25 protein-coding genes are annotated in these 23,877 nt (G+C 45.0%); 12 read left to right on the top strand and 13 right to left on the bottom strand.

Annotated elements, in window-relative coordinates:
• Window positions 1–15: 15 nt before the first annotated feature.
• Both QZ918_RS25490 and QZ918_RS25485 read right to left on the bottom strand, forming a co-directional pair.
• The gene (locus tag QZ918_RS25490) at window positions 16–519 is read right to left on the bottom strand and encodes a DNA recombination-mediator protein A (RefSeq protein ID WP_293131869.1); all 504 of its coding nucleotides are present in this window, start codon (window positions 517–519) and stop codon (window positions 16–18) included.
• A 609-nt stretch (window positions 520–1,128) separates the two neighbouring features.
• Complete coding sequence (locus QZ918_RS25485; protein ID WP_293339907.1) at window positions 1,129–2,226, bottom strand: phosphotransacetylase family protein; 1,098 nt, start codon at window positions 2,224–2,226, stop codon at window positions 1,129–1,131.
• Between the two features lie 177 nt (window positions 2,227–2,403).
• Between QZ918_RS25485 and QZ918_RS25480 the strand changes: the two genes are divergently transcribed.
• A complete protein-coding gene (locus tag QZ918_RS25480; RefSeq protein WP_293339904.1) occupies window positions 2,404–3,636 on the top strand; it encodes an RNA-guided endonuclease InsQ/TnpB family protein in 1,233 nt (410 codons plus the stop codon).
• A gap of 266 nt (window positions 3,637–3,902) precedes the next feature.
• On the opposite strand, the gene ebsA is transcribed toward QZ918_RS25480, so the two are convergent.
• Both ebsA and QZ918_RS25470 read right to left on the bottom strand, forming a co-directional pair.
• Window positions 3,903–4,277 carry a type IV pilus biogenesis protein EbsA gene (gene ebsA, locus QZ918_RS25475; RefSeq protein WP_293184323.1) on the bottom strand — a complete coding sequence of 125 codons (375 nt, stop codon included), beginning with the start codon at window positions 4,275–4,277 and terminating at the stop codon, window positions 3,903–3,905.
• A gap of 100 nt (window positions 4,278–4,377) precedes the next feature.
• The gene (locus tag QZ918_RS25470; RefSeq protein ID WP_293339901.1) at window positions 4,378–4,656 is read right to left on the bottom strand and encodes a hypothetical protein; all 279 of its coding nucleotides are present in this window, start codon (window positions 4,654–4,656) and stop codon (window positions 4,378–4,380) included.
• A 7-nt stretch (window positions 4,657–4,663) separates the two neighbouring features.
• Here QZ918_RS25470 and QZ918_RS25465 point away from each other — a divergent pair, with 7 nt between their 5' ends.
• From QZ918_RS25465 to QZ918_RS25455, 3 genes are all read left to right on the top strand, one after another.
• Window positions 4,664–6,187, top strand: a complete 1,524-nt coding sequence (locus QZ918_RS25465) for a glycosyltransferase family 2 protein (protein WP_293339898.1) — start codon at window positions 4,664–4,666, stop codon at window positions 6,185–6,187.
• Window positions 6,188–6,964: 777 nt separating this feature from the next.
• The gene (locus tag QZ918_RS25460) at window positions 6,965–8,194 is read left to right on the top strand and encodes a succinate--CoA ligase subunit beta (RefSeq protein WP_293339895.1); all 1,230 of its coding nucleotides are present in this window, start codon (window positions 6,965–6,967) and stop codon (window positions 8,192–8,194) included.
• An 85-nt stretch (window positions 8,195–8,279) separates the two neighbouring features.
• The gene (locus tag QZ918_RS25455; protein ID WP_293339892.1) at window positions 8,280–9,176 is read left to right on the top strand and encodes a succinate--CoA ligase subunit alpha; all 897 of its coding nucleotides are present in this window, start codon (window positions 8,280–8,282) and stop codon (window positions 9,174–9,176) included.
• Between the two features lie 141 nt (window positions 9,177–9,317).
• Here QZ918_RS25455 and QZ918_RS25450 read toward each other — a convergent pair whose 3' ends face one another.
• Entirely contained in the window at window positions 9,318–9,890 is a 573-nt protein-coding gene (locus QZ918_RS25450) for an alpha/beta hydrolase (protein WP_293148094.1), read from the bottom strand.
• Window positions 9,891–10,305: 415 nt separating this feature from the next.
• Here QZ918_RS25450 and hpsL point away from each other — a divergent pair, with 415 nt between their 5' ends.
• Window positions 10,306–11,970 (top strand): hormogonium polysaccharide biosynthesis protein HpsL, encoded by a 1,665-nt coding sequence (gene hpsL, locus QZ918_RS25445; RefSeq protein ID WP_293339889.1) that lies wholly within the window; start codon window positions 10,306–10,308, stop codon window positions 11,968–11,970.
• A 309-nt stretch (window positions 11,971–12,279) separates the two neighbouring features.
• Here the strand turns inward: hpsL and QZ918_RS25440 are convergent, their stop codons facing one another.
• The 6 genes from QZ918_RS25440 to typA form a co-directional block, all read right to left on the bottom strand.
• Window positions 12,280–13,548, bottom strand: a complete 1,269-nt coding sequence (locus QZ918_RS25440) for a DPP IV N-terminal domain-containing protein (protein WP_293339887.1) — start codon at window positions 13,546–13,548, stop codon at window positions 12,280–12,282.
• Between the two features lie 87 nt (window positions 13,549–13,635).
• Entirely contained in the window at window positions 13,636–14,088 is a 453-nt protein-coding gene (locus tag QZ918_RS25435) for a hypothetical protein (protein ID WP_293339884.1), read from the bottom strand.
• Complete coding sequence (locus QZ918_RS25430) at window positions 14,085–14,957, bottom strand: ParA family protein (protein ID WP_293339881.1); 873 nt, start codon at window positions 14,955–14,957, stop codon at window positions 14,085–14,087. The genes QZ918_RS25435 and QZ918_RS25430 overlap by 4 nt, the downstream gene beginning before the upstream one ends.
• A gap of 231 nt (window positions 14,958–15,188) precedes the next feature.
• On the bottom strand, window positions 15,189–15,782 hold the full coding sequence (locus QZ918_RS25425) for a hypothetical protein (protein ID WP_293339878.1): 594 nt from the start codon (window positions 15,780–15,782) through the stop codon (window positions 15,189–15,191).
• The gene (locus tag QZ918_RS25420) at window positions 15,772–16,923 is read right to left on the bottom strand and encodes an AAA family ATPase (protein ID WP_293339875.1); all 1,152 of its coding nucleotides are present in this window, start codon (window positions 16,921–16,923) and stop codon (window positions 15,772–15,774) included. The genes QZ918_RS25425 and QZ918_RS25420 overlap by 11 nt, the downstream gene beginning before the upstream one ends.
• Window positions 16,924–17,081: 158 nt before the next feature.
• Entirely contained in the window at window positions 17,082–18,872 is a 1,791-nt protein-coding gene (gene typA, locus QZ918_RS25415; protein ID WP_293339872.1) for a translational GTPase TypA, read from the bottom strand.
• 122 nt (window positions 18,873–18,994) lie between these two features.
• On the opposite strand from typA, the gene QZ918_RS25410 reads away from it, so the two are divergent.
• Genes QZ918_RS25410 through QZ918_RS25390 form a run of 5 tightly spaced genes read left to right on the top strand, consistent with a single transcriptional unit; the run spans window position 18,995 to window position 20,964 of the window.
• Window positions 18,995–19,333, top strand: a complete 339-nt coding sequence (locus QZ918_RS25410; RefSeq protein ID WP_293339870.1) for a type II toxin-antitoxin system RelE/ParE family toxin — start codon at window positions 18,995–18,997, stop codon at window positions 19,331–19,333.
• Window positions 19,326–19,685, top strand: a complete 360-nt coding sequence (locus tag QZ918_RS25405) for a helix-turn-helix domain-containing transcriptional regulator (RefSeq protein ID WP_293339867.1) — start codon at window positions 19,326–19,328, stop codon at window positions 19,683–19,685. Before QZ918_RS25410 ends, QZ918_RS25405 begins: the two co-directional genes overlap by 8 nt.
• Before the next feature lie 50 nt (window positions 19,686–19,735).
• The gene (locus QZ918_RS25400) at window positions 19,736–20,074 is read left to right on the top strand and encodes a type II toxin-antitoxin system RelE/ParE family toxin (RefSeq protein WP_293339864.1); all 339 of its coding nucleotides are present in this window, start codon (window positions 19,736–19,738) and stop codon (window positions 20,072–20,074) included.
• Window positions 20,067–20,429 carry a helix-turn-helix domain-containing transcriptional regulator gene (locus QZ918_RS25395; protein WP_293339861.1) on the top strand — a complete coding sequence of 121 codons (363 nt, stop codon included), beginning with the start codon at window positions 20,067–20,069 and terminating at the stop codon, window positions 20,427–20,429. The genes QZ918_RS25400 and QZ918_RS25395 overlap by 8 nt, the downstream gene beginning before the upstream one ends.
• Before the next feature lie 58 nt (window positions 20,430–20,487).
• Window positions 20,488–20,964, top strand: coding sequence for a hypothetical protein (locus QZ918_RS25390; RefSeq protein WP_293339858.1), 477 nt, complete (start codon window positions 20,488–20,490; stop codon window positions 20,962–20,964).
• Between the two features lie 207 nt (window positions 20,965–21,171).
• Here the strand turns inward: QZ918_RS25390 and QZ918_RS25385 are convergent, their stop codons facing one another.
• Both QZ918_RS25385 and QZ918_RS25380 read right to left on the bottom strand, forming a co-directional pair.
• Window positions 21,172–21,465 (bottom strand): hypothetical protein, encoded by a 294-nt coding sequence (locus tag QZ918_RS25385; RefSeq protein ID WP_293339855.1) that lies wholly within the window; start codon window positions 21,463–21,465, stop codon window positions 21,172–21,174.
• 427 nt (window positions 21,466–21,892) lie between these two features.
• Complete coding sequence (locus QZ918_RS25380; RefSeq protein WP_293339852.1) at window positions 21,893–22,270, bottom strand: ribosomal maturation YjgA family protein; 378 nt, start codon at window positions 22,268–22,270, stop codon at window positions 21,893–21,895.
• Window positions 22,271–22,467: 197 nt separating this feature from the next.
• Here QZ918_RS25380 and QZ918_RS25375 point away from each other — a divergent pair, with 197 nt between their 5' ends.
• Both QZ918_RS25375 and QZ918_RS25370 read left to right on the top strand, forming a co-directional pair.
• Window positions 22,468–22,683, top strand: a complete 216-nt coding sequence (locus QZ918_RS25375; protein WP_293339850.1) for a hypothetical protein — start codon at window positions 22,468–22,470, stop codon at window positions 22,681–22,683.
• Entirely contained in the window at window positions 22,676–23,500 is an 825-nt protein-coding gene (locus QZ918_RS25370) for a M15 family metallopeptidase (protein WP_293339847.1), read from the top strand. Before QZ918_RS25375 ends, QZ918_RS25370 begins: the two co-directional genes overlap by 8 nt.
• Window positions 23,501–23,877 lie beyond the last annotated feature (377 nt).

Genomic DNA, 23,877 nt, shown 5'->3' with positions numbered 1-23,877 from the left:
TATCCACCTCGCATTTCAATCAAAATAGAACAGAGTAACAACTTTGCGCTGTTCCTCCGCATCCTGGCAAGTTTTCAGCAAAGTGTGGCTTTCGTGAAAAGCAAAACAGATCAGTTGCTGGCAGCGAGAAATAATCTCCTGATTGCACATGGCGCTGGCTTCCGGGAGAGACAAGCTGTCATTTTTGGGATTTTCTACCAAATGTATGACTTGTTCGAGCTGCTCGCGGGACTCCCGAGGCTGGCGGCTCATGCTTTGTGGCAAAATCACCGTCAGCAGATTAGGATCTGCTCGCATTGCTCCCCGAATTGCGGCTGAATTGGTGCCTGTAGCCCCGGATGTGATGAGCTGGTTGCCTCCCAGAACTAAGGCGTAGCTCAGCATCTCAATTAGCTGCTGGTGGGTAATAGGAACGTGGCGAGAACCCAAAAGAGCAACCCGCTTGGAGCTTGTTTGCTGGATCGCCGCAAGTTCTTGTAAAAAATCATCAACTCTGGGTAGCTCAATTGATTGACTCAAAGAATTTATTAAATTAAATAAAACTACGTTGTGGATTCTAGCAGACTAACTAGCAATTGCCACCAAAAAGAAGTTAAGAATTGCTGATTTACGGTATCTGACTAGAGGAGCGGGAGATTTGAGGAACCCAGAAGGCAGAATGTCTAAAAGCATTCGGCAGCCAGAGCAGAAGGTACGATTCATTGACACTCCTGGGCCTGAAGGCGTGAGGATTCTTAAGACATTTCTGTCAAAATATCCCTATTGCTAGGGTTCCCAGGCTGACTACATTTGCACAAAAGAGCACGCTTAAGTGAGCAGTCATATCTCCTCAACAATGTTTTGGGCGTAGACTTTCCCACCGGGAGGGGGTAGGTTTTTACATCTTGTCTGATGTGGTTATTCTACCATATTCATTTGTGGAGATGGATTTGTCATTTTACTTAACAATGGCAACAACCCGTCCTGAAAGGACGGGGTTTTTAACCCAATTTTCTGATAAAAATTGAGAATTTAAGAATTTTGAGTTTTTATTTTTTCAACCAAAAATCCTCTCTGCCTTCTTGCCTCTGCCGAATATGTTGTTGGCTGACGAACGGCGGCCGAATACCTTGGGCCCCGGTGGCCTTGTTAATGAACTCGATCGCCCAAACCCAATGATGCCATCATTGCCTTAAGGTCAAAGTGTTCTGCCATTAGCTGACTAACGCATTCCACCTTGATGCGTTCGTGCAGGCGGACATTGCCAAAGGTGCTGTCGATAATTTCTACCGTGGTTAAGGTATCCAAATCAACAGATAAAACTGGAATTTCCATTTCTTCTGCTCTACCGATTACCAAGGGAGAAGGAGGCAAATGCCCTGTCAGAATCAAGCACTGAGTCGAGCTTTCCAGAGCCGCGAGCTGAATGTCCGTGCGATCGCCCCCGGTGACTACCGCCATATTTCTGGCTTTGCGGAAATACTTCATCGCAGAGCTAACATTCATCGCACCAATTGTCAATGTTTCCACCATCAAATCCAAACGGTCTCGACGGCAGAGGACATCAGCTTTCAATTGATGGACTAATTCTTTGACGCTGACACTTCGCAGCAAAGCGCTTCTCGGCAGCATTCCCAAAACTGGAATACCGCTAGCTTCCAGAAAAGGGCGCACAGTCGCGGTTACAGATTCAAGTTTGTCGGAGGGAACGTCGTTGAGCACGACGCCTAGCAAGCGCGAGCCCAAGCGCCGCTTCGCTGAGAGCAAATCGTCTATATAAAGTTCGATCGGGCGCACTACCAGCAGCACAGAGGCATCAACGGCATCAGCGATTTGAGACAAAGACAAGTCAAACAGACTGCCTTCCTCCAAATTAGCAGGGCCCTCCAACAGCACCAAATCTCCGTTGGGATTTTGCAAATATTGCGCCAGAGACTGGCGGTAATCTGTCTTGTCTTCTTGGCGCAAACGCTTGTGAACCGTCTCTTCGTCCAAATACAGCAGTGTTGACGGCATCTGACTTTCTGAGAGTTTAAGCGTCTCTACCGCAAACCGCACATCTTCCTCCGCCGCTCCAGCTCCCTCCGAGCTGAAACAGGTTCCCAGCGGTTTGCCGTAGGCGATTGCCATTCCTTGTTCCCGGAGTGCGAGGGCCATCCCCAGGGCGATCGCGGACTTGCCGCTGTAAGCTTTTGTCGAACCGATCAGTAAATATTTAGTCAATTTGGTTACGCCTTCTCTCCTCAATTTGGGCCTGTCTATTTAAATAAATTTAGCTTGATTCGCCGCAATCCACACACTATAACTGTACTCAGGTTAGTGTCGGGATGGTAGGAAAAGTCAGCGTAGGTAAGGAGTTGACCAAATCTGAGGATGGTCTTGTTCCTAATTGTAGTATAATACAAGAGTAAAAGCAGCAAAACAATGAGAATCTCTTACCAGTACAAACTACGCCCAACAAAACAGCAAGTTATTGAGCTTGACAGATGGTTAGCCATGCTGTGCGCTCAATACAACTACCTGTTGGCCGATCGATTTAACTGGTACGAACAGAATCGTTGTCCTATCAATGCTTGCCCTCTTGTTTGCCATCTCCCCGAACTAAGAGATAATCCCGATTATTACTCGCAGAAAAGGACGCTCCCTCAGCTTAAAAAGACTCACCCCTGGTATGCTGAGATTTACTCTCAGGTTTTACAAGACATTGTTAAGCGGGTAAAACTGACATTCGATCGCTTTTTAAAGGGTGATAGTAATGGCAAGCGTAGCGGTAGACCAAGATTCAAGGCACGTAACCGTTACCGCACTTTTACTTATCCCCAAATAAAGGATGGGTGCTTACAAGGCAACCTGATTAACTTACCGATGTTTGGGAAAGTTAAAGTTATATTGCATCGCCCAATACCTGATGGATTTAAGCTCAAAACGACATCCATTACCAAAAAAGCCGATGCCGATGGTTATTATGTAACTCTGAGTCTAGAAGATGCAAGAGTTCCTGAAATCCAACCAGACTTTAACCCAGATAAAATTACTGGTATCGATGTTGGTTTAAAGGAATTCTTGACAACTTCTGAGAACGAAACCGTTGCGATACCTCAACATTATCGTCAAGCACAAAAGCGTTTAAAAGTTATTCAAAAACGTGTTTCCCGTCGCAATAAAGGAAGTAACCGCAGACAGAAAGCAGTTAAGCAATTGGGCAAGCAACACAAAAAAGTTGCAGACAAACGCAAAGATTTTCACTTTAAGACTGCGGGAAACTTGTTGAAACAATACGATGTTATTGCAGTTGAAGACTTGAATGTAAAGGGTCTAGCTCGTACAAGATTGGCTAAATCTGTGTTGGATGCTGGGTGGTCAAGCTTTCTAGAAATACTGACAAATAAAGCCGTAAATGCTGGTTTATTGGTGGTGATAGTAAGCGCTCACAATACCTCACAAGATTGCTCCAATTGTGGTGGGAAAGTACCTAAGAAGCTGCATATTCGTTGGCATGACTGCCCTCACTGTGGGTGTAGTCTCGATAGAGATCATAATGCAGCAATAAATATAAAAAATAGAGCGGTAGGGCATTCCGTTCTTAAAGCCAAGAGCCTCCTAAGCAATAGCCGGATTGTCTTGGAAGCCTACACTGATGCTTCGCATACAGTGTAGGAGTATGTCACTTTATTCAACAGTATTTCAGCATTGCGAGTCAATTTCGCAAGAGGATTCGCAAGAGGATTGGAATAATGAATAGTCTACTTTTTATTTCTCCCGATCGCAGTTCTCGCTTTAAACCCATTTTTTATTATAACTCCTCAAAATATAAATAGCGCACCAATAATATAATCTCGCCGTCCCGATGGCATTACATTATTAGCGCGCATTTTAGGGCCGCAATCAATTACAAACTTTTGGGAGCGCGGGTGCGGTGAAAATTAGTCATCCATACGCATTAGCTTGCGGTAAAACGTTTTAGAAAAATCGACGGTACGAGTCCGCTGAAAAGTTAGGAGTACCTCAATTAAACAACTGACAAACTCAGAACTTTGCATAGTCACTTCGTAGCTGAGTTCAGCATTACCGTCAAACAACACCCGACAGCGGGTCAAATCCATCGGCAGCGACGAGATATTCCAACTAGCGACAAAGGGTATATCTTCGCCTCCGTCAATTTTTCTTGCCCCCTCCAAGCTTTTGAGCTTGTAGAGGCCAATAGCGTGCGGCAAGAACTTGCGCCTGGGCTCTTGATAGAAAGGCGCGTAGACTTTCACTTCTTTGTCGTCGGCTGGTTTCAGTTGAGGAAGAGACATATTTCCGCATCCTGACAGTGGGTTGAGATCATCTGCAAAAACTAGCAGATATTCCTGGTCGATCGCAAGCAAAACTCAGTCTATTTTGGATTTGGGGATTTTAGATTTTAGATTTTAGATTTACAGGAACAGATGAATCTGCTGAAGTGGCGAGTTTGAACAGGAGTCTAAAATTTGGCGTGGCGAATGACTTAAGTCGCTGGCTGGTATCCGTTTTTGGATGAATCATCCCCAATACTCTATGCAATTCCAGTTTAGCAGTGCCGTACTCTTGGGCGATCGCGCACCAACGAGTTCCGGTCAGATTTCGACAAAAGCCCAGAAACTGGTACAGTGGATACTTATCTCTAAAATCAAAAACTATTGGTGGTTGAATCAAGTAACTTATGCAGGAGAGTTCTTGGCCGGAAAACGACGCTCGCAGCGAGCTTAAGTTGGACATCCCCGATCTAGCTCAAGAAGAGCTCAAGAGTTTGACCTCGAACTCCAAGCTCGGCAAAATATTTGCCATACCAGACATTGGCGACAGGGTGTTTGACGCGGAAACTTCATCAGAGCTCCCGGTGGCGGTGTCTGTGCCGGGATCTCCCTCTTTTCCTCAAAATCTGTATCGGGGACGGCGGGGAAAAGCCGCTGCGTTGCTAACTGCAATTTGGGGTGGGACGATCGCCCTACACTTGATTTCTTGGGGTGCGTGGGTAGTGTGGGGTTTGACGGGACTGCTGTGGATGCAAGCATTTCGAGTGTTGTTTGCCCATCCCAACCCCGCACTGCCGCCTCTGGCCGATGAAAATCGAGAGGATTGGCCCTACGTGTCGCTGCTGGTGGCGGCGAAAAATGAGGAAGCGGTGATTGCCCGATTCGTACAATCAATCTGCAATCTAGATTACCCGATCGACCGTTACGAAGTTTGGGCGATCGACGATCGCAGCAGCGACGGCACGGCGCTAGTATTGGAACAGCTAACCAAACAGTACCCGCAGCTCAAAGTATTTAGCAGAGGAGCAAATGCCAGCGGTGGCAAGTCGGGAGCCCTGAATGAAGTTTTGCCTCTGACTCGCGGGGAATTTGTGGGAATATTTGACGCCGACGCGACGGTAACGCCGGATTTGCTGCGCCGGGTGCTGCCGGTGTTCGAGAGAGAAAAGGTGGGGGCGGTGCAAGTCAGAAAAGCGATCGCCAATGCAGCAGTAAATGTGTGGACTCGCGGCCAAGAAGCAGAAATGGCTCTCGATAGTTTTTTCCAACAGCAGCGGATTGCGATCGGCGGCATTGGAGAATTGCGCGGTAACGGCCAATTCATGCGCCGCACTGCCTTAGAAAGCTGTGGCGGCTGGAACGAGGAAACCATTACCGACGACTTGGATTTGACCGTGAGGCTGCACCTAGACCAGTGGGACATTGAATTTCTGGCTTTCCCAGCCGTGTCAGAAGAAGGAGTTACCAACGCTCGCGCCCTGTGGCACCAGCGCAATCGGTGGGCAGAAGGTGGCTATCAGCGTTATCTTGACTACTGGCAGCTAATTTTACGCAACCGGATGGGAACGGGGAAAACTTGGGATTTATTTGGATTTTGGGTATCTCAATATTTCTTGCCGACAGTAGCGCTACCTGACTTTTTGATGTCAATTGCGCTGCGCCGAATGCCGATCGCCAGTCCCATAACTGTGATGACTCTTACCTTGTCAGTGGTGGGAATGTTTGTCGGTTTGCGCCGCACTCGCAAAGAGACTAAATTTGACATTAAAAAAGTTTTTGTCACCTTGCTGCAAACGCTGCGGGGTACTGTGTATATGTTGCACTGGCTGCTGGTAGGGATTGTGACGGCTCGGATTTCGGTGCGTCCCAAGCGGCTGAAATGGGTTAAAACTGTCCATCAAGGCACTGCTAAGTTGACAGTTGACAGTTGACAGTTGACAGTTGACAGTTGACAGTTGACAGTTGACAGTTGACAGTTGACAGTTGACAGAAGGAAGGAGTCAGTTGAGAGTTGAGAGTTGGCAGTTGGCAGTTGTCAGAAGGAAGGAGTCATTAGTCATTATTTATTTGGAAGGAGTTATTTGCGATCCGGAAAAAAGGATAAAATACACGTGACAAGCTTGAAAGCAAGTCGTACTTAATGCTTGATTAGATTAATTTAATTGGAATCAATTGATAATTAGCTCCCAGAAATATCTAGAAACAGTATTGCCAAAACTCCGAAGAAAAAACAACTATAGCGGTTCTCAAGCGTGGTGAAGTATGCCCTATACCCCATGCCCTATGCCCAGTCGTACCTAATATGGGAACTCGAAAGGCTATACTAACCATCTCCCTACTCTGTTGAGCCAGACTCAGTCCAATCTTGCAATTGTCGATCGCAAAAAAAAGTACAAACACAGCATAGGCAATAAGTGATATAGCCTTTCTCAAAAAGATGAGGTACTCATGGGCATAGGGCATAGGGCATAGGGCATAGGGCATAGGGCATAGGGCATAGGGCATAGGGCATACCTCACTTTTCTGAGAAGCGCTATATGCCAGCAATACCAAATAAGTAATCGGCAATATAAAAGTTGAGAATCAAAAGATAAAAGCCATAACTTTTAACTTTCAACTTGACATAAAGCCAATTATTATCTATTAATAATGAATCGCCAAAAACGACGAATTGCTTGTTGCCAAATACCCGTCACCCGTTATTAAAAATGGATTTGTTAGAGTACCAAGCCAAATCTTTATTTCGTCAGATGGCAATTCCGATTTTGCCGTCGCAGCGGATTGACAAACCCGCCGACCTCAAAGGGCTGAAAATTCCTTACCCAGTTGTACTGAAGTCGCAAGTGCGGGCTGGGGGACGAGGCCGGGCGGGTGGCATTAAATTTGTGGAAAATACGATCGACGCAGTTGCTGCGGCTCAAACAATTTTTAATTTGCCGATCGAGGATGAATATCCGCAAGTCCTGTTAGCAGAAGCAAAGTACAACGCTGACCAAGAATTGTACCTAGCCGTACTCCTAGACCCGATCGCCCGCCGCCCGGTACTTCTGGGTTCCAGACAAGGAGGTATGGATGTCGAAGGGTCGATCGACCAAATGCAGCAAGTTGCCGTAGATCAGGAATTTTCGCCTTTCTACGCGAGGCGTCTGATGTTGAAAATGGGATTGCAAGGAGATTTGATTCAATCGGTGAGTACAATTGTCGAGAAAATGTATCGGTTGTTTGTCCAAAAGGATTTAGATTTAGTAGAAATCAATCCTCTCGGCATCAGTCCAACAGGAGAGTTAATGGCTTTAGACGGTAAAGTCAGCGCCAACGACGATGCCTTGGGGCGGCATCCAGACTTGATACCACTTTCGGGTAAAAAGCAAAGCAGTTGGTTGGGAGAGGAGAGGAGAAGTGCCTCTGGGGGCGATCGCCGGAATTCCAACTCAAAGTCGCAGCAGTCGCCGTCGCAGTTTGACTCCAAACCTCAATCCCCAATCTCGAATTCCGCATCTCTGGAATTAGTGGAACTAGAGGGGAATGTCGGGATTTTGTGCAACGGAGTGGGCCTGACAATGGCAACTCTGGATGCTGTAGCTCACCAACGAGGAAAACCGGCTAATTTTGTCAACCTGGGTTCTTTAGATCGTTACCATGCAGTAAATGCCCTGCGCGAGCGCACCGAGTTGGGTCTGGAGTTGGTCGCTCAGGATAAAAGCGTTAAGGTGATACTTGTAAATATTTTGGACAGTGCTTCCAAGAGCGAGGAAATCATCACCGCCATAGCGGGCTATTTGGAACGAAAAGCTCGCGCCAACCGGCACATTCAAGTTGTGCTGCGCCTGGTAGAGCTCGATGCTGATGCTGTTAAAAAGCGTTTCGGACAGTTGCCCGTGCAGCTAGCTAGCACTTTAGATGAAGCTGCGACTCAAGCTGTATCATCTGCCAAGTAGCGACAGTCGATCGGCAAAACGAGAACTCTGGACAAAATTATGAAAGCCTTCTGCTTTTGAAAGATTGAGTGTTAACTAGGAAAAAATGAATTTAACTCCTGAAAGCAAAGTCCTAGTACAGGGCATTACAGAATCTCCCGCCTCAACCCGCGCCGCCCTGATGATGAAAGCATACGGCACTAATGTAGTCGCCGGTGTCAGTCCCGGTAGGGGAGGGCAGGAGTTGGAGGGAATTCCTATTTTTGATTTGGTAGAAGAAGCTGTGGCAGCAGTGGGTCATGTTGACACTACGGTAATTTTGGTAGACGCTTACTGGGTGCTGGATGCGGCTCTAGAAGCGATCGCGGCAGGAATTCGGCAAATCGCGATCGTCACTGAGGGAGTGCCTCCTCTGGATATGGTGCGCTTAGTCAGAAAGGCAGAGGCCACGGAAACTTTAGTGATCGGGCCCAACAGTCCGGGGATTATTGTCCCTGACAAACTGCTGCTGGGAACTCACCCCAAGGAATTCTACACTCCCGGCTCGATCGGGGTAATCAGCCGCAGCAGCACTTTGACTTACGAAGTTGCTCTCGAATTGACTGAGGCTGGTTTGGGACAGTCGATGGCGGTTTGTATTGGCTGCGACGCGATTGTGGGTTCTTCTTTTATGCAGTGGCTGCAACTTTTGGACGAAGATGACAGTACGGAGGCGATGGTTTTGATTGGGGAAGTTGGCGGTTGGAGCGAACAAGCTGCTGCTTCTTACATCGCTTCGGCGATCGACAAACCTGTGGTTGCTTATTTGGCAGGCCGCTACGCTCCCAAGGGCCCGTCCTTGGGCCATGCCGGCATCCTGATCAGTTCTCGCGCTGCTGCCCAGAAAGCCTTTGGTGTTACGGTAGAGAACAAAATGGCTGCTTTTGAAGAGGCGGAAATACCCGTAGCTGCTCGGCCTTCGGAGGTTCCCAAATTGCTCAAAAAGTTGCTCAAGAAACATTAATTGCATCTTGGTTTGTAGTGAGGACTTTAGTCCGCAAAAAAAGTCTGAGGACTAAAGTCCTCACTACAAACTTCTTGGTTTGTAGTGAGGACTAAAGTCCGCAAAAAAAGTCTGAGGACTAAAGTCCTCACTACAAACCTGCTATTTTGTCGGAGTTTTATTCGTTGTGTCGCCCTTGGAATCTTGCAGCAGGGTGCTCAGATTTCCAGCCAAACCCTGAATTTTCCCAACAGTCGCAGCAATGGTAGCAACATCTACGTAAACCTCCGGCAGAGGATACTTTTTCAAAATTTCCAGCAGCGACACCTTACCATCGTCGCCGGCTGCCAGAATCAGCGCAGCCCGCATGGCTTTGCCACCTTCTGTGCGGCGCTGAGTCCGAATTGCCTGACCGATTTCGTCAGTAATTTTTTCGCCTGGAGTGCTGTAAACTACCCGGGCGAGATTAGCTGGCTTTAAACCGATTTGTAAACCCATTAACCCCTGGAGTGTTTTTGGATCCATTTTGGAGAACCCGATAATTTGTTTGAGGGTTGGCGTCGTCGTGCCATCTTTAGCAAAGTCTTCCAAGTCGCTGATATTGACGGTTTGCCTGATCGGGCCAAAGGTAAGCACAACTTTTTCGGCGCCGAATGCTCTGCTGCCAGACAATACGCTGGCACTTGTTCCTAAAACTAGGGCAATGCCGATCGATACGAATTTGTTTAACTTCATATTCAGTTTCTGCGATCGATTTGAGCGATCGATTAAAATTATTTTTTCGAGATTTGTACATTATAGATGCAGCAGTTATATTCTACAAGGTCGCGAGTGTAAGTTATTCCCCCCCTCGCACCAAGCATCTTGACCCCGATTTTTTCGCCCTCTGGACTTCAAGAATAACTAACCACATCTACCGCAATATTTTTTCTGATATACATTCTGCCTTCTACATTCTGCATAAGATCCCCTTCTACTTCCGAGTGCCTTCTGCCTTCTACATATAGCCTTTCTCAAAAAAAGTGAGGTATGCCCGCTAGTCTTATGCCCTATGCCCCATGCCCCATGCCCTATGCCCCATCCCTCCGCTTCGCTTCGCCCATGAGTACCTCATCTTTCTGAGAAAGGCTATAAGTGTCTTTTAGAAGTTATGTTTAAAACCAAGCGCAAATCTAAGAAGTCCAAACAAAAGCCCAGCGAAAAAACAACAACGCCCAGCAAAAAAGAAGTAGCCGCACAAAAACGCAAAACTTCACAAAAACGCAATGAATTAGTGCAGAGGATCGTCATAAGCTGCTTAATCAGTGTTGCTGTCAGCATCGCCCTGTTGTTCGTGGTTCGCGCTAAGATTGCTATTGCCGGAGGCGCCGCCGTAGCCATTTTGCTGCTTTCCTACAAATACCCCCGTCAAGCTTTCTGGGCTTTTTTTATTTACCTGCCTTTAAGCGGTACTGTCACCTACGCAATTGGCGGCGGGAATGCTGCATTTCAAGTAGCCAAAGACGCTTTCTACATACCAGCCCTCATCGCCCTCATTCAAAGCTGCAAAAAGAAACAGTTGCCTCTGTTCATTCCCAAACAAATGCTTTCTACCTTCAGCATCCTGTTGATGATGGCAATGCTGACTTTAATTTTTGTCAATGGGGAGATGCAGCTCAACCCGATGAAGGGCGACAAACCAATTCTACAAGGAATTCTCGGCTTAAAAGTATTGATAGGTTACATACCGCTGATTGCTTGTACCTATTATCTGCTCCGCACCAAGAAGGATTTGGTGTTTTTTGGTAGAATGCACGTAGTTTTGGCGATCGTTTGCTGCGTTCTCGGTTTGATTCAGTACCTCTTGCTGCAAAGTGGAAAATGCGCGGGTACCCGAGGCATGACTGGAGAAGAATTATATAAAGCAACTCTGCAAGCTAGATGTTTTGTCGGCGGTTCTTTAGTATTCAGTCCAGAAGTCAAGTTTATCCGCTTGCCGGGAACATTTGTGGCGCCTTGGCAGTGGGCGTGGTTTTTAATTGCTAATGCTTTCTTAACCTTTGCCTCTGCCTTTTGTGACCCTTCCTTCTGGTGGAGAGTTATTGGTTTATTTGGTATGGCATTAGTATTTGCCAATGCAGTTATTTCCGGTCAAAGAGCTGCTTTAGTTATGGTTCCAGTTGCCACGGTCATCCTGCTAATTCTTACAGGTCAATTAGTTAATTTAAAAAGATTTATTCCTGTCGGTGCAGGACTGGCGATTCTGCTATTTGTCGGTGCGGCAGTTAACCCAGGAATTATCGAGCAGCGGTGGGAGAGTTTTGTTAACCGCTGGAATGCTGCACCACCCCAGCAATTTTTCTTGAATCAGTTGGAGCAGAGCAACAATTTTATCATTGACAGACCTCTCGGTAGAGGTGTGGGACGAGCGACTAATTCAACGCGAATATTTGGCAAGCCGCAGCTCATTGAAACTTTCCATCCTAAGTTGATTTACGAACTCGGTTATCCGGGAATGATTGCTTTTCAGATCATGCTTTTACACTTAGCTTTTTTAAGTTTTAGAGCGTACCGTTCTGTCAAGGACAAAAGTTTGCGGAGTTACGGAGCTAGTTTTTGGGTATTTGTAGGATTTATTACGATCAATCCTCAATACTATCCGTTGGATGTAGATCCAGTGTCTGTATATTATTGGGTTTTGGCTGGGGCGATTTTAAAGTTGCCCAAAATTGACAAACAGGTGCAGGACGAGAAAAATCTGGAACTTGAGGGACATGAATTGGAAGTTCACCAACAATTTAAGGAGAAAAAGATTATTTCATCGGCTCCAATTTGAAAAAAAAGGTACGTTGTTGCGCTTAAGCGCTCTTTTCGAGAATCAACAAGAGCGCTGAAGCGCAACTACATACCTAAGAATTAACCCAAAGGTACGTTGTTGCGCTTCAGCGCTGTTTCCGAGAATCAATAAGAGCGCTTAAGCGCAACTACATACCTAAGAATTAACCCCAAATTTATCCAAAGGTACGTTGTTGCGCTTCAGCGCTGTTTCCGAGAATCAACAAGAGCGCTGAAGCGCAACTACATACCTAAAGATTAACGCCAAATTTATGCGAGTTGTGTAAAGGATAGGATATAAATCGTAATTTTACTGTGGTTTCCAAACTGGGTTCCCAGCATTTAAATCCTTGTCGATGGTCAATTTATTTAATCCCGAACCGTTGCGATTGATTGCATACAAATTGCTTTTATCGCCTGTAATTTCATTAAAAGTAAAAGCAATTTGCTGACTGTCATAAGACCAAGCCAATTCAGAAATTCCTGACATTCCTAGGCGGGGAGCTAGTTGATTTAGCTGGGAAGTTTCCGCATTTATTGTGTATAATTTTTGCTGGTTGAAGTCTCCGGCAGTGAAGGCGATAAGTTTGCCATCGGGCGACCAGGAAAGTGCATCGTAGTTTTGGGGTTTTTGGGTGAGATTTTTGGCAGTTCCGCTGTTAATGTCGATCGCCCAAATATCCTGCTTTTCCCCGCTCAAATCGCCCGCTTTCCCCTGATAGTAAGCAATCCGGCTGCTGTCGGGCGACCAAAATAGCTTGACGTTGTAGACTTGATGTTGCGGGTTGTCAGTCAAATTTTTGAGGTTTGTGCCGTCGGCATTAATCGTGTAAACTTGTTGTTGGGGATAGGTACCGGAGAAAAAAGCGATTTTTGTGCGATCGGGCGACCAGACAAGTTCGCTACCGCCGGATGTATACTCGCCGGGACTTTGAGTTAATTTAGTCATGCCCGAACCGTCAGCATTCATTTTGTAGATATTTTTATCCTTGACAAATGCTACCTGCTGACCGTCTGGAGAAAGATAGAAATTAGAGGAAATTTCTGTTTGAGTCTGTTGTCCTCCTACTTCCAAATTCCTAACTAATTTAGTTCCTTTAATACCCGAAGTATCGCTCAAAAAAAGAGATTGACTGCCGGGAGCGTCGGAGGTAAAACCGTCACAAGAACGGGCAAAAACAAGTTTCTGGCTGTTGGAAAACCAAACTATTTCAAAATTAGCTGCTTTGCAAAATTCGCCTGCAAACTGTTTAGTTAGCCCAGAACCATCAGCGTTGACTGTATAGATATCGGTATCGCCGCTAACGAAAGCCAGTCGATCGCCCTTGGGCGACCAAGCTAAGGTATAGCTAACATCTATTTTTGGTGCAAGTTCCCGGCGCTCTCCACCCTTGGCATTGACGGTAAATAAACTATTTCTGACCTCGCTGCCGCGCTGTTGGAGAGCTGTAAACGCCAGTATGCTTGGTTTTTGGACTGCGGTTGTCCCAGGGCCCTGAAGGCTGGAAAGCAAGGTAATTGCGAATGTTAGGGCGATAAGGGCGATCGAACTAAACCGCAATAATTTATCCAAACGCATTTTATTAGTCGATCCTCTTGACAACGAAAAGTAGGAAGCAAAAAAGACAGCTCGAATTTTCGCTATAAACTGTCAACTGTCAACTGTTTAAAGTGTTTGGCGATCGATATGTCGGGACAACATCAAACTCTGCTTAATTCTACCAATAATTAGCTCGAACATTTTCTTGCGGGACGGATTCTTGCTGCTGGGCGGCATTCCTAACTCGCAACACATCAAATTCAAATCAGCCGCACTCATAGCCGACAATTTTTGCCTCACCTCTAATTCATGACCCTTCTTAGCTTGCAAACGCAGTTCTTCATAAACTTCGAGAACATTGTCAGTAGATAAAGTAGCAGGTTTCTCAACATCAGCAACAGCAACAGCAGGAAATTCAGAAGTTTTAGAACCAGCAGAAAGCCCTCCCCGCTTGACTTGAGCCTCAATCCTGGTTAATTTTTTAGAAACCTCGCGCAAGATTGCCTTAAGTTCGCCAATTTCATCCAGTACCCCCCCAGTTTCTGAATCGCCAGCAGGCAAAATATCTTTTTTAATCATTTCAGATACTCCTCACACTCGCGCCAAAGTTGCTCAAACTCCCTAACTAATTCTCGCGGCAATTCTCCCTCATTAATGGCCCGCTTTAGCCCAACACTCTCCCGAATCGTCGATTCTAAAAATCTCACTTCTATGTTATTGTCTTTTGAGATTTCAGCGCAAAGCCTCTTGACTTCTCTCATGTAAAATTGAACTTCATTTGTCAGCAATCCTCCATAGATTTTAGCTTTATTCATAAACACGGCAATCTTGGGAAACGGGTAAGGCTCAATCCGTTTTTGGAGCGAGTTTAAAACTAAACTCAATCCCCGAGAACCAAAATAATCTGGGTTGACGGGAATCAGTATTAAGTCGCAGGAAGATAGTACGCTGTAGGTGAGGAGACTGAAGGAAGGCGAACAGTCAAACAGCATCAAATCGTATTGGGGGAGATTGGGAGAGTTAGCGATTTTGCCACTGAACTGGCGGATGAAGTCTTTAACACTTTTCCCCTCAAATCCATCGAGGTCTAACCAATACAATTCTTCAACTGAAGGGATAAAATGCAACTGTTCGTCAATCTGATAAATGGTGTCGAAACCAACGGGAAATTTAAAGTTTTGTCCGGCTTTTTTAAAGACTTCGAGGGCGTCGTAAATTGTGAGTCTGTGTTTGAGAGATTTTTCGTACCACTTACCAAACTTATCATCTAAATGACCCGTATTTTCGTTAAGCCCGATCGCCTCTGTGAGGGACATTTGCGGGTCTAGGTCTAACATCAAGACTTCTAAGTCGGTTCCTTGGGATATAATATTTCCCAGACTCCAGGTGACGGTAGTCTTTCCGACACCGCCTTTGAAGTTGATTACTGCTATTGATTTGGGACTCATGGCTGGGTTTGTTTGGGTTTTGCTCAATTTTTTATTAAAACATATTGTGGAGGTTAGTTGAAAGGGCGATCGCATACTAGGATCGGGATGTAGCAATTAATTTAAAAAGAAGACTTTGATAATATATCATTCACTAAGTAGAACAACCTAAATAAAAAAACTCAGATACTTGACTGCTTTAATAAATCTTGAATCTAACAGAATGTCATGTCACATCAATTAACTAATTCTTTACAACTGTAGTCGTTGCAACTCCCTACATGCATAACGAAGAGAAGGCAAAGCAATGCGATCGACTCCATGATGACATATTTCTGAAGCCAATATTTTTGCCGACCTTTTAGCTAATTCAATCCTCTCTTTTGTAGTCATTGTTTTATCTTTATAATCAGTAAGTTCATTGCATTCTTGACCTGACATATGACTATTAATATAATAAAACCACGTTTCAATATTTCGGGCTGGGACAAAAATAGCAACTTTCTCGTTAGGCAGTCGCGGATCTTTGTTTAAATTACCTGCTGTTTCGTCTAATGCTATATTTAAACAACGCATTCGCTCTTCCAAGCTATCTTCATCAGCATCAATCATTACTACTACAGCAATATTTCTGTAGTTACGGCTTCTATAACTTTTAATAAGCTGTGGATAATGCTTAACTATCAAAGCATTGTTATTCTTAATTGTTTTTCCTTTAGGATTACCAAAGTCTTTAATTTTGCGATCGTCCAATCCCCGGCAGATCAAATATTCTCTGATAAATCGCTCTTGGTCAATATCTTCACAGAGAATAGTTACTTCGGGTAAATCATCTCTACTCGTCATAAATCCATCCAAGTTCTATAAGCTTAGCAACTGATAAGCCTTCTTCGACCGTATCAGTAATTCGGCGCACGCGAACAGCTTCATTATCTTCTCGTTCAAACCAATAACCTGAATTGCTTGCTAAGTAATTAATTAATGATGGGTGATGAGAAATTAACATTGCTTGTGCTTCATTTTCCAGACAATAGTCCATCACCCTACGCAACCAAGGTTGTATTTCCGGTAAAGCCAGGAAATTTTCTGGTTCATCAATACACAAAGTAAAATTCTCATCAGGAGAACAATATATTAAGGTATATAGAGCAATTAAAGCTTTTTGACCATGTGATAATTCATTAAGCCTATAAGCAGCCTTGCTGGGACGGGTAAAAAATGCTGACAAAATCCTCACATCACCGGATTTAGAATTTTGAAATGAATCAAATCCTGGGATAATCTTTTGTAATTCCAGCGTTAACTTAAATATTTTACCTTGAGATTCTTGAGATAAATAGCTGTACCAAGCTGCATAATTTGACATATCCCAGTTAGGTGAACTTTCCTCCTTAAGGCTTTCTGATTCCATTATATAAGGATTGATCTGTACAATAAAAAAGTTAGAAATCCGTTTTTTGAACCATGTAAGCTTTTGATTGTCAGATCTCTCGTAAATAAAACCAATGCCAGAACGCGACCCATCAAAGAACGGTAAGTAAACACTTTCACGATTAGGATCGTCATTATACAACCTAGCTTGGCCTACAGTTATACCTATATCGCCTGGATCAACCCAGAAATTAAATAGAGGTTGTCCGTCAAAAGTTAAGCTTTCTAATCGCATTCTAGGAGGTGCGTACTCTCCTTGATGTTCGATTTCTAGGATGTATGTATAAAGGCCATTATTTCCTTCAATATCCAATTCAAATTTTTGAATGTTGGATTTTTGCCATCTTGTTAAATCCTTGTTGGCAAACAAATCTGATACTTTATAATCTTGCTCGAAAGCTCGATCGCCTAAAATAAATTTCTGTAATTTTCTTAAAACCTCAAAAACGGTAGTTTTGCCCGATCCATTTGAACCCAGAAAGAGATTTAAGCTATCTACTTGCAATTCAAAATTCACCAGGCATCTAAAATTATTTACATAAATTCTCTTCAGCATAATTTTTATTTATAAAAGTTAGGATAACGATAAACTTAAGGATTGATTATAAATACATCTGTTATCCTACAAGACTTTGCACTTACAAGCCCAAGTCGATTATGTACAGTTTGAAGTTGACACTGATGGCTGGCAATTTTGCCAGCCATCAAGTTATTTTACCGTTTGACCAACTTCTTAGAAACCTTCCGCAAGCGAATTGATTTTGGCGTTACTTCCACCAATTCATCCTGGCCGATGTACTCCAAAGCGCGTTCCAAACTCATATCGACTGGTGCTTGCAATTGCGCCAACTCTTCACCGCCAGATGCGCGGTGGTTTGTCAACTGCTTCGACTTGCAAATATTCAGCTCCATGTCATCATCTCGGTTGTTTTCTCCGATAATCATCCCTCTGTAAACCTTGGTTCCGGGGGTAATGAAAAATACGCCGCGGTCTTCAGCATTTTTCAGTGAATAAGTAGTCGCAGTTCCTTCTTCAAAGGAAATCAATACTCCGTTGCGACGGGCGACAATTTCTCCACCGAGGGGGCGATAGTCGAGGAAGCTGTGGTTCATAATTCCAGCGCCGCGAGTCAAGCGCATAAACTCGCCTCGGAATCCAATCAAACCGCGAGCGGGGACTGAAAATTCGATTTGGGTGCGACCGGTGCTGCTGACGTGCATATCTTGCATTTCTGCTTTGCGCTGACCGAGGCGTTCGATGCAGCCGCCGACTGCTTCTTCGGGTACGTCTAAGACCAAACATTCAAAGGGTTCGCAGGGACGGCCGCCGACTTCGCGGAAGATTACTTGCGGTTGAGATACTTGGAATTCGTATCCTTCGCGACGCATATTTTCGATCAGGATTCCGAGGTGAAGTTCGCCGCGGCCGGATACGAGGAATTTGTCGGGAGAGTCGGTTTCTTCGACGCGCAGGGCGACGTTGGTTTGGAGTTCGCGCATTAGCCGATCGCGCACTTGCCGCGATGTTACTAAAGTACCTTCTTGACCGCAGAACGGTGAATCGTTTACAGAGAAAGTCATCTGCAAAGTCGGTTCGTCTACCTTGATTAAAGGTAGAGCTTGCGGGTCGTTGGGACAGGTAATTGTTTCGCCAATATAGGCATCGGCAAAACCGGCAACGGCGACTAGATTACCGGCAGAAGATTCTGCGATATCAATCCGCTTCAGGCCTTCAAAGCCCATCAATTTGCTGATTTTTGATTTGACAAGGGCGCCGCTTTCCGTGATCAAAACTGCTTGTTGACCGACTTTGATCGTGCCGTTGTGGATCCGACCGATGACGATCCGACCGACGTATTCGGAGTAGTCTAAGGTGGTTACTTGCAGTTGCAGTGGCTTGTTGGGGTCGCCTACGGGGGGTGGTACGTGGTCGAGGATTTCTTCAAAGAGGGGCTTCATATCTACCCCTTCGTCTTCGAGGTGTTTTTTGGCGTAACCGCTTAAGCCGGAACCGAAGAGATAGGGAAATTCACACTGATCGTCGTCAGCACCTAGTTCGAGGAACAGATCCAAAACTTTATCAACTGCTTTGTGGGGGTCAGCTCGATCGCGATCGATCTTATTCACAAAGACGATCGGGCGCAAGCCTTTTTCTAGGGCTTTTTTGAGCACGAACCGGGTTTGTGGCATCGGGCCTTCATTGGCGTCTACGATCAGCAAACAACCGTCTACCATGCCGAGAACTCGTTCGACTTCTCCGCCGAAGTCCGCGTGTCCGGGGGTATCGACGATGTTGATCAGGGTTTCTCCGTATCGGACGGCGGTGTTTTTGGAAAGGATAGTAATGCCACGCTCGCGCTCGATGTCATTGGAGTCCATGACGCAATCTGGGACTTCTTCCCCTTCGCGGAAGACCCCGGACTGTCTGAGGAGAGCGTCCACAAGGGTGGTTTTGCCGTGATCGACGTGAGCAATGATAGCAACGTTGCGAATGGGAAGACTCATAATGCGTCTGGGACGTTAAACGGATTTAACTAAAGATTTCTTAATAATTATAGCGTATGAAGTCAAGGGGGCGATCGGGCGCGACTGTATAATCAAAGCGCTGACCCGCTAAAATTGAAATTATGGAAGCGCAACCCAAGGAAATTCAGAGTTATAGCCAGCCTGACGGCAGAGTTCCTTTTGATGAGTGGTTGGAATCTCTCCGCGACTTTAAGGGTAAAGCCAAGATTGTGAAAAGGCTGGAGCGTGTTAGCAATGGAAATTTGGGAGATTGTCGATCGGTTGGCGAAGGTGTCTCGGAATTGAAAATTGATTTTGACCCGGGCTACCGCGTCTATTTTGGAGAAGTAGAAACAACTATAGTGCTTCTGCTGTGCGGTGGAGATAAAAGCACTCAAGATCGAGATATTCGTACTGCTAAGAAATATTGGGAAGAATACAGGAGTCAAGAAAATGCCTAAAAGTGTCCCTTACCATCCGTTTAAAATCAAATATCTCAAAGATCCAAATTTTTCTGCTGCTTACATCACAGAGATTTTTGAGGAAGAAGAGGGAGATTTGGAATTTAAAATTATGCGAAAAGCGCTGAGAGATGTATTTGAGGCTTTGGGTGAACCAAATATGTCGGCTGATGATGCTAAATTGCATTTGGAAAAATTAGATGCTTTGTTGTCGCCAGACGGAATTGCGACAATTTATGGTTTAGCCCATTGGCTGAAGGCTTTGGGACTGAAGTTAACGGTTGCGGTTGATGCAGGGGATGAGGAAATTTCTGCTAATGTTGCTGAGTTGGCCCAAGTTGGTAATGTTTGATGGTGGGCGATCGCCCATATTATGATCGGTGAGTAGTTGCGATCGCACTTATGGAAGTACAACCAAGGGAAATTCAGCGTTACGTCAAGTCAGACGGTCAGATTCCTTTCGATGAGTGGTTTTATGCTCTGCGGGATTCTCAAGCTAAACTTAAGATTAATGTGAGATTGAAACGAGTCAGTACAGGTAATTTTGGAGACTACCGCCCTGTCGGAGAAGGAGTCTTGGAATTGAAAATTAATTTTGGCCCAGGCTACCGGGTCTATTTTGGACAAGTAGAAACAACAATAGTGCTTCTCCTGTGTGGAGGGGATAAAAGCACTCAGGACGAAGATATTCGTAAAGCAAAGAAATATTGGATTAAATACAGGAGTCAAGACAATGGTTAAAAGTGTACCTTACCATCCGTTTCTGATTGAACAGCTCAAAGATCCAGTATATGCAGCCGGCTACCTGACGCTATTCTTGAGTGAGCAAGAAGAGGGAGATTTGGATGTTGGGATTTTCCCATCAGCTTTGAAAGAGGTATTTGAGGCTCTGGGTGAACCAAATATGTCGGCTGATGATGCTAAATTGCATTTGGAAAAATTAGATGCTTTGTTGTCACCAAACGGAATTGCGACAATTTATGGTTTAGCCCATTGGCTGAAGGCTTTGGGATTGAAGTTAACGGTTGCGGTTGATCCAGGGGATGAGGAAATTTCTGCTAATGTTGCTGAATTGGCGGAAGTTGGTAAGGTTTGATGGTGCGCGATCGCTCATATGATGATGAGTCAGCAAGTACGATCTACCGCCAAAAACAATGAAAAATTCAGATTTACCATCAAATTTGATTGTTTACGATGGAGTAGCAGATCCACCCAAGCTCGATCGCGAGCGATCGGTATTACTACTACCCAGTCAGCCCAATGCCCAACGTCTCAGAGTCGATCGAACAATAACTCATCGCTATCACAATATCGAGGGCTACGTGCAGTTAACCCTGAAGTTACAGCCCATCGCAGCCCAACAGATAGTTGTCACCAATCAACTTAGCGAAAAGAGCGATCGGATATTCTTCGCAACAAATGAAGTGATTGAGGGTGTTTATCTACAGATACTATTAGGGCGAACTTCACGCGAACTAGGGGAAGTCACGAGCAAACCTTATACAGGTATTCAAGTGCTACTACTCGATGTTCAAGAGTATTTCAGTCAGCCTATTCACGTGAAAATTGCCACTATCTGCACGCTTAGAGAATGTTTGAAAAATTCAAATCCTCTATCCGTTTCCTCTTAACCAAGGCGATAAAAATTCAAACTATCCCTTTTTGATGGAAATGCAAGGATATACAAACCTAAGAAATGAGAATTAAATAACTTACTATTTTTATTTTTGTTGTGGGATGGGCGTCCCGCCCGTCCCCAAAATATGTGTAAATTATTTAATTCACCATCCTAAGATTGTAACAAATGAATTTTTTCAAACATCACCTGCAACCATCACCTACAAAATTTTGATACAACCTTTTTCGATTTCAATTTTGGAGTCATTCTTGACTTCCACTTTCCCGCATGGTGTGACGATTACACTGGTTTTACTGTTGCCTTGTATAGTGGCAGCCGAAGTTGTTCTGGCATTAAATGTTACTTCTTTAATTAAGCCGTTCATCTCAACTTTCATCACATACTTTTCTGAATCCTTGTTCGAGTATTTGATGTAAACATCAGCAAGGCATAGACTTGGGAAGCAAAGTGTTGGTACTGTAACCATTGCTAGTAACAAGAGTGTTTTTTTCACGTGGGTTTTGTGTTGGATAGTTGACAAAAACATGGAAAATTGATTAATTTTCCATGTATAATATGAATCTTAACATGAAGAATATAAATACGCAATAGTCCAGACTGTTTTCATTTATTCATCTAAAAGTCTCAATTTTATATTGGTAAGTCGAGCGCAAAATTTCCTCAAAATGCTTACTTAACTGCTGCCACCAATCATAAATTTACCGAAGTATTGATAAGTGTTAAAACACTTAAGCTCTTGTGCACTTAAACAGAATGTCACAAACAATCCTCTTGCGCTGGGGTGTCCCGCCCGCCGCGAACCGGCCATTTAAATGAGTGACAACTTATCGCCTTTCTCAAAAAGATGAGGTATGTCGGAGTAATAACTTCTTGCCGATTTGCATTGTGAATCAGACTTTTACAATCCTGCCTGACTCGAACTACGATCGTAAAACTTTTTTTCTGTTTTCCAGCCACAAAACTATGGCAATCCCCGCAGTATAAGCAACCAGATCCATCGCATCAAAGCTGTTGCCTAAAATGATTATAGCAATCTGGTTATTTTCCCAACCCAAAGCATTTAAAATATTAAAATATTGCAATGTTTCAATTACGAAAGAAAAGATTATAACCGAAAAAGCTACTTTTGTGGATTCTATTCTCAGCCAAGACATTATGAAGCAATAGAGAAATATCACCACCAATAAATCTCCGAGGAAATAACGCACAAACTTATCTCTAAAAAAAATAGCAATGACGATTTCGATGAAAAATAGAATCAAGGCAAAATAGAAATATTTCCGATTAAAATATAACATGGCTCAATAGTTTAATTGTCTAGTGCTGTCTTGCTGTGATTGTGGTGTGTTGAATGCTGAGAACGACGAAGAGTCAAATTACAGATAGGAGGATGAGTCCGATCGCGCGCTGTTGATACCCCACACTTGGCGACTACACTTAATTGGCGACTACACTTAAATAGTCGGGTAATGTCCAGCGGTTTTAAAATTAAGCAGTGACAATAGCAGCCTCAACCAGTGCGATCGTCCAGGGACGATCGACAATCAGAACCAAAATCACAAATTTGAGAGTTGGCGGATGGGACTGGGCGAAGTCAGGAAGATATCATATATTCTCAGCGGGAATTGTAGCTGTGCGATCGCACGCGATCGATATACAATTTGTAACGTTGAGCCTTATTGAAGTGCAGGAGTGGAGCTGGCTTGGATAACGCTAGTCTGTCGAGAAAAACCCCGCAAGCCTCGGAGCTTGCCGCTGACGAAATTCCAGAAGCAGTACGAGACCACCCATATCTAGAAGCAGGAGGGAGTCAGTCCAAGAAAAAAGGACTGATTTGGAAACTGGTAGGATTGGCCGCAGTCGCCTTTGGCGTCAGCATCTGGCTGCACCTCAACTTTAACTTTTTCCCAGCCACCAGTCGGGCACAGCCAACTCAAAAAACCCCAGCAGCAGCGACTTTGGCCCCTGGTAATGCCCCGAGTCCAGCTACCAACTCAAAACCCGCCACCCCAGACAACCTGCTGGGACACTTGCCTTACCCAGAAGCACCAGCCGCCGACTTGGTAAATGTCACCTCCGACGGTAGCATCAAACTCCGCACTTCAGCAGCAGCAAAATATCAAGAAATGGCAAACGCTGCCGCTGCATCCGGCATATATTTTGCTCCCATATCAGGCTTTCGATCCGTAGACGACCAACAACACGTATTTTTTGATGTAAAAGCTGAACGCAGGCAAAATGCCAGCAAGCGAGCCGAAGTCAGCGCTCCTCCAGGTTATAGCGAACATCATACCGGTTATGCGATCGACCTTGGTGACGGTTCCTCCCCGGATACCAACCTCAGTCCCAGCTTTGAAAATACCCAAGCATTCAAATGGCTAGAAGCCAATGCCACCGCTTTCAGCTTTGAACTGTCCTTCCCCAAAAACAATCGCCAAGGCGTCAGTTACGAGCCTTGGCACTGGCGGTTTGTGGGCGACAGGCAAAGCCTTGAAACTTTCTACAAAGCTCATTCCATCAAAAAGTAGAAGACAGTGGGCAGTAGACAAGTGACAGTTGTAGGGGCAGTGCCCCCGTGCCTGCCCTCTTATGACAAGTGACAGTTGTAGGGGCAGTGCCCCCGTGCCTGCCCTCTTATGACAAGTGACAGTTGTAGGGGCAGTGCCCCCGTGCCTGCCCTCTTATGACAAGTGACAGTTGTAGGGGCAGTGCCCCCGTGCCTGCCCTCTTATGACAAGTGACAGTTGTAGGGGCAGTGCCCCCGTGCCTGCCCTCTTATGACAAGTGACAGTTGTAGGGGCAGTGCCCCCGTGCCTGCCCTCTTATGACAAGTGACAGTTGTAGGGGCAGTGCCCCCGTGCCTGCCCTCTTATGACAAGTGACAGTTGTAGGGGCAGTGCCCCCG

The sequence above is a fragment of the Microcoleus sp. CAWBG58 genome (assembly GCF_020883045.1).
In the GTDB taxonomy this organism is placed as follows: Bacteria; Cyanobacteriota; Cyanobacteriia; order Cyanobacteriales; family Microcoleaceae; genus Microcoleus.
The sequence above is the reverse complement of the archived record's forward strand: the minus strand, read 5'-3'. Positions and strand labels throughout refer to the sequence as shown.